The sequence below is a fragment of the Trichocoleus sp. DQ-U1 genome (genome assembly GCF_039961925.1).
Classification (GTDB): domain Bacteria; phylum Cyanobacteriota; class Cyanobacteriia; order Cyanobacteriales; family FACHB-T130; genus FACHB-T130.
Genome location: NZ_JAMPKB010000065.1, coordinates 16,347 through 32,268, shown reverse-complemented (window position 1 = coordinate 32,268; position 15,922 = coordinate 16,347). Strand labels below are relative to the sequence as shown.

Annotated in this window: 5 protein-coding genes; all 5 read right to left on the bottom strand. The window is 45.8% G+C overall.

Features of this window, described 5'->3' with window-relative positions:
• Positions 1 to 171: 171 nt before the first annotated feature.
• The 5 genes from NDI34_RS21660 to NDI34_RS21640 all read right to left on the bottom strand — a co-directional run bounded on the left by NDI34_RS21660 (position 172) and on the right by NDI34_RS21640 (position 15,817).
• Entirely contained in the window at positions 172 to 957 is a 786-nt protein-coding gene (locus NDI34_RS21660; protein ID WP_348233794.1) for a thioesterase II family protein, read from the bottom strand.
• Positions 899 to 5,353 (bottom strand): amino acid adenylation domain-containing protein, encoded by a 4,455-nt coding sequence (locus NDI34_RS21655; protein ID WP_348233793.1) that lies wholly within the window; start codon positions 5,351 to 5,353, stop codon positions 899 to 901. Before NDI34_RS21655 ends, NDI34_RS21660 begins: the two co-directional genes overlap by 59 nt.
• Positions 5,354 to 5,550: 197 nt before the next feature.
• Positions 5,551 to 11,247 carry an amino acid adenylation domain-containing protein gene (locus tag NDI34_RS21650; protein ID WP_348233792.1) on the bottom strand — a complete coding sequence of 1,899 codons (5,697 nt, stop codon included), beginning with the start codon at positions 11,245 to 11,247 and terminating at the stop codon, positions 5,551 to 5,553.
• Positions 11,244 to 14,744: an amino acid adenylation domain-containing protein gene (locus NDI34_RS21645; protein ID WP_348233791.1), complete on the bottom strand. Its 3,501-nt coding sequence runs from the start codon at positions 14,742 to 14,744 to the stop codon at positions 11,244 to 11,246. Before NDI34_RS21645 ends, NDI34_RS21650 begins: the two co-directional genes overlap by 4 nt.
• Positions 14,745 to 14,767: 23 nt before the next feature.
• Positions 14,768 to 15,817, bottom strand: a complete 1,050-nt coding sequence (locus NDI34_RS21640; RefSeq protein ID WP_348233790.1) for a TauD/TfdA family dioxygenase — start codon at positions 15,815 to 15,817, stop codon at positions 14,768 to 14,770.
• Between the last annotated feature and the right edge of the window lie 105 nt (positions 15,818 to 15,922).

Genomic DNA, 15,922 nt, shown 5'->3' with positions numbered 1-15,922 from the left:
CGGACAGCGATGTCTTTCCGTTTTATGGAGTGGGTGAACGCTAATCGAGATGTATTCTCAGCCTATAAAGCTGCTTTGGGTTTTATTTGGGCTTGAAATCTGTTTAAGTCCCGCTAGGGGCTTTGTCCTTCCAGAAGCGATCGCTCCTCATCAAAAGCGAAGTCGTGAGTGTTACTTTCCAACCATGCTGATTGAGTTCAGTTCTCTAGAAAGGGATTGAAGCAGCAGGGGTTGAGCTGATTGCACAAAGAAATGGTCGCCGGGAAGCATTTGTAGCGAGAATTTAGCGCTTGTCTGCTGTTGCCAAGCCTCAAGACGCTCAACGCTGACTTTGACATCCTGCAAACCACCAAAAGCAGTGATAGGACACTGAAGTGGCGGTTCGGTAGTATAAACATAAGTTTCGAGAACGGTAAAATCTGCCCGGAGGATGGGGAGAAGCAGTTCCATCAGTTCCACATTCTCTAGTACTGCTTCGGGAGTCCCGTTAAGACGGTGCAGTTCCTCGATAAAAGCGGGTTCTGGCAGGGCGTGGATGGGCGGCTCTTTTGCCGGGAGTTGAGGGGCGCTGCGACCGGATACAAACAGATGGACTGGACTCATCCCGTACTCTCTGCGGAGTAGACGAGCCACCTCGAAGCTGACGAGTGCGCCCATGCTGTGACCGAAGAAGGCAAATGGCTCGTCTAAGTATGGCAAAAGGGCGCGAGCGATCGCCTGCACCAGAGGTAAAGCCTGAGTAAATGGCGCTTCCAAAATCCGCTTTCCTCGTCCGGGAAGTTCGACAGCACAAACTTCGACACCCACAGGTAGACCCTGAGACCAGGTGCGAAAATTGAGCGCCCCACCACCAGCATAGGGAAAGCAGAACAGGCGCAGGCTGGAGAGAGGATTTGACTTAGGACAATACATGATTGTTAAGGGTTGTTGCAGCGAATTCACCCACTGGGGGAGCATCCAGCAAACCGTTATCAATTAGGTAGGAAAAGTAGGGCGCAAACAACTCAGCCTCTAAGGGCGGACAAACAATAGAAGAACCGGCAAGCCCGTCTAGGGTATTCTGACAGTCAAACTGTAAAATTGCTGTAGTGGAGGCTGGTTGTTGTGATGTTGGTTGATTCATAAAATCCACTAGGGGAGACAAGGCATTTCCTGAAGATGTTTTAGCCGCCTCGAATAGTTCGCTGTGCCATTGATCGTATGAAACTTCCCGAAGGGGATAGCCAAACGAGCGAACCCAATGGATAACTTTGCTCCAATGGGCGGGATAGGGGTTGACGATGTGAAAATCCTTGTTTAAGGATTCTTGCTGCTTGGATAGATAAGCGATCGCTCTACTCGCATAATCTATCGGAACTAAATTCACCATTGCATCACGCTTGGGAACGCTACCGAGTTGGATGCAACCTTTTACCCATCTGAAGGTATTATCGCTTTTGTTGCAAAGCCCAGTTTGGCTATGCCAGGATATCCGTCCGGGTCTGTAAATACAGACCGGAATTCCGCGATCGCGTGCAATCGTTGCTAACTTTTCGGCAACCCATTTACTCTGAGCGTAACCAGTATCTATCACTTCCTCAGAATTGATAGATTCCTGTTCTCGAATGACCCTGACTCCAGAACCGCCCGCCGGAGAGACAGCATTAGTGCTGGAAATAAAATGCACTGGCTTAAGTTTAATTAAACTTGCCAATCTCAAAACTTCCTGAGTTCCCAGTACATTGGCGGCTTTAAGAGCAGAGTATGGGTAGGTAAAATTAACCAATGCACCATTGTGATAGATGACATCGATTTGGCTAGCCATTTCTCGAAATTGTTCATCCGAAAGCCCTAAAAGCGGTTTAGACAGCTCTCCCATAACCGGGATAATTCTGGAGCTGAAATTTTCATCCCAAAGTGAGTAAGATTCCAGGCTATTTTGTAGCCGTTCTTTACCAGACTCTGCATTAGTAGCACGTACCAGACAATAGATATCTGCTTGTGTTTGTTGCAAAAGTTCGGAGAGTAAAAAAGCTCCTAAAAACCCAGTTGCTCCAGTTAAAAAGATGCAACTTGGTTCAGTGACTAACTCAACAGGTATAGAGTCAGGGCGAATTGTCGGATCTAGGACAGCTTCAGCGTCTAGATTTAAATTCGAGGCGGGAGAAACAAAAGGAATGACTCCCTGTTTCATTTCGATGTTTTTCCCTAAATCGGCGATGGTAGGAGCATCAAAAAAATCGCGCAAGGTCAGTTCTATCTGGAAAGTTTCTCGCACCTTGGAAAGTAACTGAGGGATGAGTAAAGAGTGTCCCCCTAGGTCGAAGAAATTGTCATAAATTCCTACCTTTTCCAGTTTGAGAAGTGGAAACCAAATTCCAGCCAGTAGCTCCTCAACGCTGTTGCGAGGAGCTACAAATGTATCTGTTTCGGGTTTTATTGTCTCCGGTGCTGGCAGTGCCGAACGGTCTATTTTGCCATTTGGGGTAAGCGGTAAAGCTTTCAAAACGACGAAAGCAGAAGGTACCATGTATTCCGGTAGCTTCTCTTTGAGGAAGGAACGCAGATCGTTAATGAGTGCTGAATTTGAAACGATATAAGCCACTAAACGTTGTCCCACATCCTCTCGCAGCAAAACAATACTCTGGCGTACCCCAGGATGTTGCGACAGTACCGCTTCAATTTCCCCTAACTCTATGCGGAAACCCCGAAGCTTCACCTGCTCGTCAATTCGTCCCAGAAACTCGATGTTTCCGTCGGGTAAATAACGAGCCAAGTCTCCGGTTTTGTAAAGGCGGGATTCAGACCTCTCCCCCAACCCCTTCCCTAGTAGGGGAGGGGAGCAATTCTCCCCCTTCTCTTGCAGGGAAGTCTGTTGGGGGGTTAGGTTTTGATTAAACGGGTTGGCAATAAACTTTTGTGCTGTGAGTTCCGGTCGATTCAGATAACCACGCGCCAAACCAGCACCGCCGATATACAACTCACCCGGTACGCCAATGGGAACTGGCTGAAGATGAGCATCCAAGATATAAATCTGCGTGTTCGGGATTGGACGACCTAGAGGAACTGTTTCAGAATTCTGCTCCGCTTTCTGACCCTCTAACTGATAAGTTAATACGCCTACCGTTGCTTCTGTTGGTCCGTAATGATTGAAGATTTGGCAGTTGGAAGCTAGTTTTTGAATTGTCTCAATCAAATTCCAAGTTAAACCTTCACCACCTAAAATTAATCGCTTTCTAGGCAAGATATGCGCGGAATTAGAAGTCAGTAAAGCCGATAGGTGGGAAGGGACAATTTTGAGACAATCAACTGGATGTTGTTGAAAGTAATTTGCCAGTGCTTCTGGGTCAGTTGCGCGTTCTTGGGAGATTATATGGAGACACCCACCCGTACACAACGCTGGGAAAACAACGGTATGACCTAAATCGGCAGCGAAGGTGGAAATAATGGCATAACTGGCACCTGCTGGCAAATCTAGTCTGTTAATAATCCCGTTGAGATAATTCAGCAGTTGTTGATGCTCAATCGCAACTCCTTTGGGTGTGCCAGTAGAACCGGAGGTGTAAATTACATAAGCGAGGTTTGAGGGCTTTTGGATGGAATTTTGACTTTCAACTTCTATGGTTTCCCAATCTGTATCCAGACATACGACCTTGGCGCTGTGTTGGGGAATTTCTAAAAACTGTTTTTGAGTTAACAACACTGGCACTTGAGCATCTTGCAACATCAAGGCGAGGCGTTCTTTTGGCATTGCCGGATCTAGCGGTAGATATGCACCGCCTGCCTTGAAAATGCCTAGCATTCCCATCACCATTTCTAGAGAACGTTCAACGCAAATACCAACGACGACCTCTGGTTTAACTCCCAAGTTTTGCAGGTGATGCGCTATTTTGTTAGCACGATCGTTGAGTTCGCGGTAGGTTAATTGTTGATTTTCAAATACAACGGCAATGTTGTCTGGCGTGCGTTCTACTTGTTCTTCAAACAGTTGGTGGATGCACTTGGATTGGTGGTAATCAGTTTGAGTGTTGTTGAATTCAACTAATAATTCGTGTCGAGAGCGATCGCTCAGTATATTTAACTGACCAATTGCGGTTTCTGGGCTGTTAGCAGCACTTTCCACTAAGCTATGAAATTGTTCTGCCAAGGCTTGAATCGCCTCTATACCGATGATGCCAGCATCATAGTCAAACTTGGCACTCAGCGACTCATCCCGACGCACGCAAGAGAGTTTGACTTTGAAGCGATCGCAGCAGACGTACTGCTGGTAAATCGAAAATGATAAATCGCCAGTAGAATACGTGTTTAGCTGTTCTTCAAACTCGAAACCGAAGGGAAAGCCGGATAAGGTTGCAGTGCTAATATTTTCCTGGCAGAAATACTCTTGCCAGTTATTGGCATCGTTTACAGACTGCTGAACTTGCTGTACGATTTCACTAAATCTCAAGCTGTCTTCTAGATGAGTGCAAAGCGGTAAGAATTTGGCAAACAGTCCTAGTGCTGGCTCCAATTCTTCATATTTTCGACCATTAAAAGCAGTGCTAACGATAATATCTGGTTGTCTAGTTAGTCGCCAAAGTAGAGTTTTCCAGCAAGCGAGTAAAACGGCTGAAATAGAAGTATTGTATTTTTGCGCGATCGCTGTAATTTTGGCAACCAAATCTGGCTCAATCTGGCACTCAATAGAGTTGAGTTCAAAGTTAGTTGGTAAGGCAAGCAATTTATTCTCTAAAGGCAGCTTCAAATTAGCAAACTTAGAGAAATCTTGCTGGTTCCAGTATTCTTTGCCAGCTAAATCCTCCTCATCCTCAAGCAATTGATTCTGCCACTCGGAAAATTGCACGTACTGCACAACTTCTTCCTCGGCTATTTCCTCACCTCGAAGACTGGCGGTGTATCCTTTGCTAATTTCTTGTACCAGATTCTTCAATGTCCAACTGTCGGCGCAAAGAGAAGGCAAAGTGACAATTAAAATATGTTTGTCATCCGACAGAGTAATTAAAGATGCACGCAGTAGCGAACCAGTAGGTTCGGAAGTAGAAATTGAGCGTCTTTCTTCTTGAAGAATTGCCTCGATTTTTGCTTCTTGTTCCTGGGGATTGCAATTAGTTAAATTGCTGGAATGCCAAGAGGTGATATTGATGCGATCGCTGATGACTTGTATCGGTATTTTTATCCCTGGTTCTCGATGGAAACTTGTCCGGAGAATTTCGTGCCGATTGATAATTTCTTGAACAGCTTCTTTTAAAGCTGTTGTCTTGAGATTGCCTTCTATCAAAATTGCACATTGGGCGCAATAAGTGCCGCTATCTTGTTGCAATATCCAAAGATGCTTTTGTGGAGGAGAAATCCGAAATCCATTTATATGGTGCATTTTTAATGTTCTCACTACGCGCGCTGCTTAATTTGCAAAAGAAGTTAGACTCGTTACCAAATAAAATTTGGTTATGAAACCGCAAAAAAACTTTGAAATTCTTGCCAAAATTCTATTTAGACGTTAAGGCAAAACGCAAATGTTGCTAACTCCTTTTTGCGGTTCCTTTGCACTCCTTTGCGTTAAAAAACCTTTATTTAAATGCCTTTATCAGTCATCATTTCTCCCATTGCTACCACAATCTTCCGCGAACCTATAAATGGGTTCCGGCTGTGTGCAGCTAACATATTGTCTAGCATTAATATGTCTCCTTCCTGCCAAGGGAAACTAACAGATGCCTGTCGATAAATTTCTTGAAGTTCGGCTATTACAGAATCTTCAATAGTAGTGCCATCTCCGTAATAGACATTCCGGGGCAGGTTTTCTTCTCCAAATACAGATAATAAAGAGGCGCGGACTGCTGTATCTAAGCAGGAGACATGGTGCAAGAAAAGTTGATTAAAAAATACCGTTTCTCCTGTTTTTGGATGCTTGGATATCGCCGGACGAATTTGGCGATTTCTCAACCCATTGTCTTCTCTCCACTCAAATTCGATTGCCGCTTTCCGGCAATAATCTTCCACGACATTTTTATCGGTGGTTCTAAAAAACTCTTGCCAGCTAACATCTAATCCGTTTGTATAGTTTCGGACGTACATAATTTGCTTTTCGGCAAATCTTTCTTTAAGTTGGGAATCGAGTAGCTGGTACACTTTGCGACAGTCGATAATGGGAGTTTCTCCGCCTTGCTGTGCAGCTTTGACGCAGAAAAACCAAATTTTCAAAGGCCAACGGTGTAAATGCGAACTCTCGTTATGAAACAAGATGGCTTTATCCGCCGGATAAGGAGTCGAACCGTAAACTTGACCGCTCACTCCTTCGCGGGGTAAGTCTCCATATTCTCCGAATAACTGAGGACAAATTGCTTGGGCAAATTGCTCAAAAACGGAAACTAAAGGTTCATTAAAGCCTCGAAACAGAATTCCTCCATGTTGTAATAGCTTGGTTTGGATGAATTCTTGGCTGTTTTTTGCCCAGTCAACGATATCAACCTCGTTTACAGCAGGTTTGAGAACTAAGGGGAATGTTTCCCCTGCTTGTAAATATTCGGTTTTGACTAATTCGCCTTTGGGCAGAGTAACTGCTTTGGGCTTAATGTTTTTGAACTTGCTGAAGTTAGTCTTTTCGCGTTTGACTTCTTGCATGGCTTGTTGTTTCTTTTCAGCTTCGGTGAGTATTTCTAAACGATTGAGGCGCGTATCCGGCTGGGTGACGATGCTGTTGAGGAGGGTCTCAAAATGAGCTGATAGGCGAGCGATCGCATCCGCATCAAATAAATCGGCGTTGTACTTCCAACTGCCAACAATGCCATCCTCTGTTTCTGACACGAACAGCACTAAATCAAATTTCGCTGTCCCGCCCTCTACCTCGATTGGGCTTAAAGTTAAACCCGAAAGTTCTAAAGTGGGTACGGGCGTATTCTGCATCACGAACAAAACTTGAAACAGCGGAGTGCGGCTCAAATTCCTTTCAGGACGCAGTTCCTCGACCAACTTCTCAAAAGGCAAGTCTTGATGGACATAAGCTTTTAAAGTGATGTCGCGCACTCGCTTGAGCAATTCGCGGAAACTGGGATTGCCACGCATATCGGTGCGTAAGACCAAAATGTTGACAAAGAACCCAATCAACGATTCAGTTTCAACTTGAGTGCGATTGGCGACATCGGTGCCAACAATGAAGTCATCCTGACTGGTGTAGCGGTGCAGCAGCGTCTGAAAGGCTGCCAGCAGTGTCATGAAGAGAGTTACACTCTCTTGGCGACTGAGTGTATTCAGTGCCTCAGATAGGGTTGGAGATAGCTCAAAGGATTGAATGGCAGCTTGAAAAGTAGAAGCCGCAGGTTGTTTGGTCGGTAGTTTCATCTGGGACGGATTGTGACCTAACTGCTGCTTCCAGTAATCAAGTTTGGCTTCCAAAACTTCCCCTTGCAGCCATTGTCGTTGCCAAACTGCATAGTCTGCGTACTGTATGGGCAATTCAGGCAGTGGTGAGGGTTTCCCGGCGCAAAAAGCTTCGTAGAGTGCCGCCACTTCCCGGATCAGTACCCCCATCGACCAGCCATCAGCGATGATGTGGTGCAGGGTCAGCAGTACCGCATTTTCTGCCTCATCCAGTTGTAATAAAGTGACGCGCAGCAACGGCAATTGAGTGAGGTCGAAAGGTCGTTGCGCTTCCTCTGTGGCAAGTCGCAGCACAGAGGCTTCTCTTTCAGTCGGCGGCAACTTTCGCAAGTCTATTACTGGCAGCGTGAAACTAGCAGAGGGGATAATTACCTGCACGGGTTGCCCTTCCACCGTCGCAAACGTTGTCCGCAAAGCTTCGTGACGCTGGATAATCGCCTGAAAGCTTTGCTCTAGGGCTACGATATTCAGCGCACCGACCAGACGCACTGCGGCGGGAATGTTATAGGCATCGCCCGGATTTAATTGGTCGAGAAACCACAATCGCTGTTGAGCAAAGGAGAGGGGGAATTCTCCATCCCGCGCAACTGGCACCAGAGGCGGAATTTGAAGACCTTGTTGGGCGCGACAAGCTGTTTCGATACGTTCTGCCAAACCCGCTACTGTCGGCGACTCGAACAGATAGCGCAGGGGGAGTTCAACTTGAAACGCTTCGCGGAGGCGAGACATTACCTGAGTTGCCAGCAGCGAGTGTCCGCCTAAGTCAAAGAAGCGATCGCGCATACCGACTTGCTCTAAACCGAGAACTTGAGTCCAAATCCCTGCGACAACTTCCTCAATGGCGGTGCGGGGAGCAATATAGGCGCTTTCTAACTCTGGTCTAGCGGTGTCGGGTTCTGGCAATGCGCGACGGTCAATTTTTCCGTTGGGTGTTAGAGGAATTGCCTCTAGCAGTACAAAGCCAGAAGGCACCATGTAATTAGGTAGCTTCTCCTTGAGAAATGAGCGCAGTTGTGCGGGTGTCGTTGCAGTTTCCGCTGGCTTCGGTACGACATAAGCAAGCAAATTCTTGTCGATAGAATTGTCCTCTCTCGCAATCACTACCGCTTGCTGCACACCTGGATGTTGACCGAGTACTGCTTCAATTTCCCCCAGTTCAATCCGGAAGCCCCGCACTTTAACTTGGTGATCGATGCGTCCCAGATATTCCAATTCACCATTCGGGAGATATCGCGCTAAATCTCCAGTTTTATACAGGAATTCCGACTTTTCGGATTGGTCTAAAAACGGATTGGGAATGAACTTTTCGGCTGTTAGTTCAGGTCGATTTAAGTAGCCTCTGGATAACCCTTTCCCGCCGATATACAGTTCGCCTGTAACGCCCACTGGGACGGGCTGTAGAGAGCGGTCTAAGATGTAAACTTGCGTGTTAGCAATCGGATGACCGATGGAAATCGCATCGCTACTTTCCACCAGATGGATAGTAGACCAAATAGTAGTTTCCGTTGGGCCATACAAATTCCACAAGCGATCGCCTCGTACGAGCAATTGAGCGGCGAGTTGTCGAGGTAAGGCTTCGCCACCACAGAGGATTTTCAAGCCCTTACTACCCTGCCATCCCGCTGCCAAAAGCAGTCGCCAAGTAGCAGGCGTTGCTTGCATGATGGTCGCCCCAGAATTAGTTAATGTTGCTAACAACTGTGCGCCGTCAGAAGCAATTTCATGGGGTACTACGACAACACGCGATCCTACAGTTATTGGGAGGAATATTTCCAGCGCCGCAATATCAAAAGATAAGGAGGTGACAGCTAGGAAAATATCTTGCTGACTTATTCCTAATTCCTGGCGCATAGAAATTAGAAAGTTGACTACACAGGCGTGAGAAATTTGTACGCCTTTGGGTCGTCCGGTTGAGCCAGAAGTGTAGATAACGTAAGCTAAGCTGGAGGGATTTTGAACTGAATTTGGACTGCCGATTTGTATGCTTGCCCAATCGTCTAAGCATACAACCTCGGCATTATGCGAAAGTAGGGTATTTAACAGCCGCTTTTGGGTTAATAACACCGAAACTTGAGCATCCTCTAACATGAAAGCAAGACGCTCTGGGGGATAGGCTGGATCTAGGGGTAGGTAGGCTCCACCTGATTTGAGAATGCCCAGCAATCCCACGACCATTTCTAGGGAACGTTCTACACAAATCCCTACTAAAACTTCTGGCTTCACGCCGAGTTTTTGTAGATGATGCGCTAGTTGATTTGCCTTGGCATTGAGTTCGGCGTAGGTGAGTTGTTGGTTTTCAAAAACAACTGCAACAGCATCTGGTGTTCGTTCCGCTTGTTCTTCAAACAACTGGTGCAGACACCGATCCGGCGAGTCGTTCGTGTGGGTATTGTTCCACTCCACTAACAACTGATGCCGTTCGGGTTGCGTCAAAAATGGCAAAGTTGAGATAGAGCGATCGCTATTGAAAACAATACTTTCTAACAACGTCTGGAAATGTCCTGCCATCCGCTGTACGGTGCTAGCATCAAACAAGTCTTTGTTGTACTCAAATACTCCTGTAAGACCTTCTGATTCCTGGGATAGGTTGAGTACCAAATCGAATCTTGCCGTTTGGCTCTCCATCTCTTCAAGACTGAGCGTAACTCCCGGCAATTCTAAAGTTTGTGTCGGCACGTTACGGAGAGCAAATAACACTTGAAACAGCGGGTTACGGCTCAAATCCCGATCTGGCTGCAACACTTCTACCAGCTTCTCGAAGGGCAAATCCTGGTGGCTGTATGCTCCCAGCGCCACCTCGCGCACCTGTCCTAACAACTCCTTAAAAGTAGGATTATTCGATAAGTCGGTACGCAGAACTAAAGTATTCGCAAAAAAGCCAATCATTCCTTCCAGTTCGGCGCGGTTGCGGTTCGCAATTGGCGAACCAACTAAAATATTCTCCTGTCCGGTGTAGCGATAAAGCAATGTTTTGAACGCCGCCAGCAAAACAATGAATAAAGTCGCTCCTTGCTGCTGACCTACTTTAGTAAGTGCCTCAATTAGCGCCTGGGACAAGACAAATTTTTCCTCTGCACCTTGGAAGGTTTGCACCGCAGGTCGCGGTCGGTCTGTCGGTAAGTCTAGTACAGGAAGACTTCCTCCTAATTGCTTTTTCCAATAAGCAATTTGAGACTCTAAAACTTCTCCTTGTAGCCACTGTCGCTGCCAAACTGCAAAGTCTGCATATTGGATATTTAATTCAGGAATTGGTGAGGAATTGCTACTAGAGAAAGCTTTATAAAAAGTGGCTAACTCTTGAATAAATATCCCCATTGACCACCCATCTGAAACAACGTGGTGCATCGTGAATAACACCACATACTCAAATTCGCTCAGATGCAGCAACCTAACTCGCAGCAAAGGTGCCTGTGTGAGGTCAAAGGGTTTTTGCGCTTCTGCGGTGGCGAATTGCCGTACTGCTTGCTCTCGTTCGGTGTTGGGAAGTTCCCGCAAATCGATGAGTGGAAGCGTTAATTTCAAATCTGAGGTAATGACTTGAACGGGTTGCCCATTTACTGTTGTGAAGGCAGTTCGCAAGACTTCGTGACGCTCAATAATTGCGTTGAGACTTTGTTCGAGAGCGATCGCATCCAACGTTCCCTTAACCCGCACAGCCGCAGGGATGTTATAGCTGGTATTTCCTGGCTCTAATTGGTCAAAAAACCACAACCGCTGTTGGGCAAATGACAAGGGAAACGAGTTAGATTCCCGGTTTTGTTGGGGGATTTGGGTTGGTGCTATCGGCTCTTTTTTCTGATTCAGCCGTTTAAGCAGCAACTCGCGTTTTTCTGGGGAAAGTCCGGCGATGCGAACGACGAAGTCGTCGCGCTTCGCTTCGCTTAAATTACTCATTTGCCTACTCCTTCCTTAGCCAAAACTTCTCGAACTTCTTCCTCCGATATTTCCTCTAACTCGGCTAACATTTGAGCCATCATTTCCTCATCGGTTTGTTCAGCGAGTTTTTGCGCGATCGCGACTGCTAAATCCGCAACAGTAGGAAAGTCGAAAAACTGCCGTAAAGGCAACTCCACATTAAAGGCGTCACGCAATCGGGAAATCACCTGAGTTGCTAGCAGCGAATGTCCTCCTAGCTCGAAAAAGTTGTCATAAATGCCCACTTGTTCAATCCCGATGGCTTCAGCCCAAATTCCAGCTAATATCTCCTCCACATTGGTGCGGGGAGCAACAAACGTTCCTGCTAACTCTGGTCGAATTTGCTCAGGTACTGGCAGTTTTTTCCGCTCCACTTTCCCATTAGCAGTTAAAGGCAGAGTCTTTAAAATCACAAAAGCTGAAGGCATCATGTATTCCGGCAACTTCGCTTTTACAAAAGAACGTAAGTCACCCATTAGATTTGATTGACTGGCTTCTTCTCTACTCCCCTGCTGCTGACTCAAAACCGAATAAGCAACTAAACGCTTGTCCCCAGGCAAATCCTCGCGAACTACAACCACAGCCTGTTCTACGGCGGGATGCTGCCTTAGCACCGCCTCAATTTCTCCCAATTCGATGCGGAAGCCCCGGATTTTTACTTGATGGTCAATTCGTCCCAGAAACTCAATGTTTCCATCCGGTAAATAGCGAGCCAAGTCTCCAGTTTTATAAAGTTTTGAGTTTTGAGTTTTGAGTTTTGAGTTTTCTTCTGACTCCTGACTTTTGATATCAAATCCGTTTACCGCATCAGGAAAGCACCCCACCCCCAACCCCTCCCCGCAGGCGGGGAGGGGAGCCGGAGCCGTAGGCTGTGGCGAGGTGGGGTTCAGAGGAAATGCTGGTTCATGAAGGGGACTTGATATGACTCCTGAATTCTTTAAAAATGGGTCTGAAATGAATCTTTTGGCGGTTAGTTCCGGCTGGTTTAAATAACCTCGCGCTAAACTCTCTCCACCAATGTAAATCTCGCCAGATACACCAATAAGCACAGGCTGGAGATGATTATCTAGGATATAAATTTGGGTATTTGCTAAAGGACGACCGAGTGGAACTGTCTTTGAAACATTAGCTACGTTCCCACTCTCCACCTGATAGGTAAGTACGCCGACCGTTGTTTCTGTTGGCCCGTAGTGATTGAGAATGCGACATGAGGGAGCTAAGTTCTGGACTTTCTCAATCAAACCCCAATTAGATGCTTCTCCACCCAAAATTAATCGCTGGCGAGGCAAAACAAATTCTGGTTGAGAGGATGCCAGTAAAGCCGATAAATGAGAAGGAACTATCTTGAGGCAATCAATTGGATGCTGTTGAAAATATTGCGAGAGCGCTTCAGCATCCGCAGCGCGATCTTGGGAGATGATATGCAGACATCCTCCCGTACACAAAGAGGGGAATAAGACTGTATTTCCCAAGTCGGCAGCAAAGGTAGAAACCATTGCAAAACTGGCACCATCGGGAAGATCCAATCTTTCCAAAATGCCATTGAGATAGTTGAGAATTTGTCGATGTTCTACCGCAACGCCTTTGGGGGTTCCGGTAGAGCCAGAAGTGTAAATTATATAGGCAAGATTTTCTACGGTTGCAACTGATTCTAAGTTGCGATCCGAAGGCTGCGCGCTAGCGCGATCGCTCTCTTGTTGCATTTCAGACTCGGAATCTAAGCAGAAAACGGTAGCTGTTGAGTCAGGAAGGTTTTCAACTAACTGTTGTTGCGTTAACAGCACCTTTGCCTGCGTATCTTGCAGGATGAACGCTAGACGCTCCGGTGGCAAGGTGAGGTCTAGGGGTACATAAGCTCCTCCAGCCTTTAGCACTCCCAACAGTCCCACAACCATCTCTAGGGAGCGTTCTAGATAAAGACCGACTAAAACTTCCGGTGCAACACCCAGCTTTCGCAAGGAATGAGCGAGTTGATTGGCTTTTTGATTTAACTGCTGATAAGTGAGTTGTTCGCCTTCGTAAACCAGTGCGATCGCTTCCGGCGTTTTTTCAACTTGTTGCTCAAATCGTTGATGTATTCCCTGAAGCTGAGGAAAATCAATCTTTGTATTGTTGAACTCAATCAAAAGTTGCTGGCGTTCTACCTTGCTGAGAATTTCCAACTCGCTAATCGCAACATCTGGAGTTTCGAGGATACTATCAACCAAAGTGAGAAAATGTCCGGCTAAACGCTGAATATCCGTTTCAGCAAATAAGTTTGCGTCGTAGTGGAACTCGATACTCAAAGAGTCCTCACGTTCAACGCCAGCCAGTTTTATTTTGAAGCGGTCAATACAGATATATTGCCGTCCAATTGAAAAGGTAACGCCAGCAGCAGAGCACTTATCAGGTGACTGATTAAACTCAAAACAAACTGGAAAAAAGAATGAATCAGCCGGGGCGCTCAAATCCCAACTAAAGTATTCTTGCCATTGGTAAACTTCTTGTTGCGCTTGATAAACTTTTTGCAATAACTCACCAAAGGAAAGCTTTGCTTCTAAATTGCTCTGAAGCGGTAAATATTTTGCAAACAATCCCAGCGCTGATTCCAATTCCTCGTACTTTCGACCATCGAAGGCTGTCCCAATTACCAAATCTGACTGTTGAGTAAGTCGCCAAAGCAAAATTGTCCAGCAAGTCAGCAGGAATGACGACACAGAAGTTCCATGCTTACTCACTAATGCGGTTATTTTGGCTACTCGATCGGGATTGATTGCCTGGGTAATAAATTGCGGTTGAAAATTTGCTGGTTCTGAAACTAATTTTTCCAGCGGAAGGGCGATATTTAACAGTGCAGAAAAATCTTGCTTTTGCCAATAGTTTCGTCCGGCTTCCGTATCTTCTCCTTCTAGCAATTCATTCTGCCATTCGGAGATATCGGCATACTGCATTATCTCATCGTCGAGTTCCGTACCGAGACAGCAAGCAGCGTAGGTACGACTAATTTCTCTTGCTAAATGCTGTAAAGTTGCAGCATCGGCACAAAGAGCCGGTAAATTAATCAGCAAGATATGCTTCTGCTCTGACAGAGTAATTAAGGATAGGTGTAATAGCGAATCTCGCTCAAAATTGCAGTCTTCATCACTTATTTTGTTAAAAAGCGCTTCCAGTTGATTCTTTTGCTCTTGGATATTGCTAGAACTCAAATCAATAGATTGCCAGTTAATACTGTTGCTATCTGAAATAACTTGTAGGGGAATCGTCATTCCCGGTAGACAGCGAAAATGGGTGCGAAGGATTTCATGTCGAGTGACAATTTGTTGCAGGGATGATTCCAACATCTCTACATTAAGAACGCCTTCAAGTAAAAGATAGTACTTCGCTTGATAAGCTTGAAGTGAATTAAGTTTTTGCAAACCCCACAGGCGCTTTTGTTGGGGAGATATGTGAAAGCCTTGAATGATTTCATTTTGCATTTCTAGAACTTTATTATCCATTTTTAAAACTCATCTATTCTGGATTAAATATGTTTTCTGCTAAAAGGTTCAGCCATACCTACAACAACTTTGCGCGAACCGACGAAGGGTGTTCTTCCGTGAGCCGTTAACATATTGTCGAGTATCAGAATATCTCCTGTTTGCCAAGGAAACATCACAGTTTCTTGGCGATAAGCAGAACGAATTTCCTCTAAAACTTCGGGTTCAATGGGGGAACCATCTCCGTAATAAGTGTTGTAGGGAAGCTCAATTTCCGAAAACGCTAACAATGCTTGACGAACTTTTGGTTCTAGAGTTGATACGTGAAAGAAAGCTGCATGATTAAACCAAACTGTTTCACCAGTTTTCGGGTGGTTAACTACCGCCGGACGAATTTGGCGAGTTCTCAGCTTGTCGCCTTCTTTCCAGTCCATCTCAATACCGTTCTCATGACAGTATGCTTCGACAACGGTTTTATCTGAAGTTTGAAACGCTTTTTGCCAGGGAAGTCCGAGTCCAGCGCCAAAGTTGCGAACGTACATCACTTGTGTTTGGAGAAAGCGATCGCGTATTTTAGGGGAAATGCGATCGCAGACTTTCCGAATATCCGCTATTGGCGTTTCTCCACCTTGTTCCGCAGGCTTTACGCAGTGGAAATAAACTTTTAAAGGCCATGTATTGGCGTAGGAAAGTTCGCTGTGAAGAAAGATAGTTTGGTCGGCTGGATAGTCGGTGGAAGTATAAACATTGTCCTTCACCAGAGTCCGCGGCGACGAACCATCTTGATACGGTAAAAGTTTACCATCAGAAGTGGCTTTGACGAACTGCTCGAATACTTCAATCCCCTTAATTTTGAAGTTGCGGAAGAGTATTCCCCTGTACTTGAGAAGTTGAGTTTCTAGGAACGAACGATTATTCTGCGCCCAAGTAATTAAATCCAATCCGTCTACCATTGGTTCGATAACGAGCGGTAAAGGTTGGTTAGATTGTAGAGGTGCTGCTTTAATCAATTCATCCTCAGAGACAGTAATTGATTTTCTTTGGGCAGTTCCTACTTTTTTAAGGCTGAGTTTGGGCGATTCTGAGGGTTTCATTAGACTTCTTACAAAAGTGTGCTTTTTCCGTAGTACTGCCAGGAATTTAAATTCCTGGCTCATAGCCAAAGTCGGTTTAAAGCGACTAAATCTTGAATGTATTAG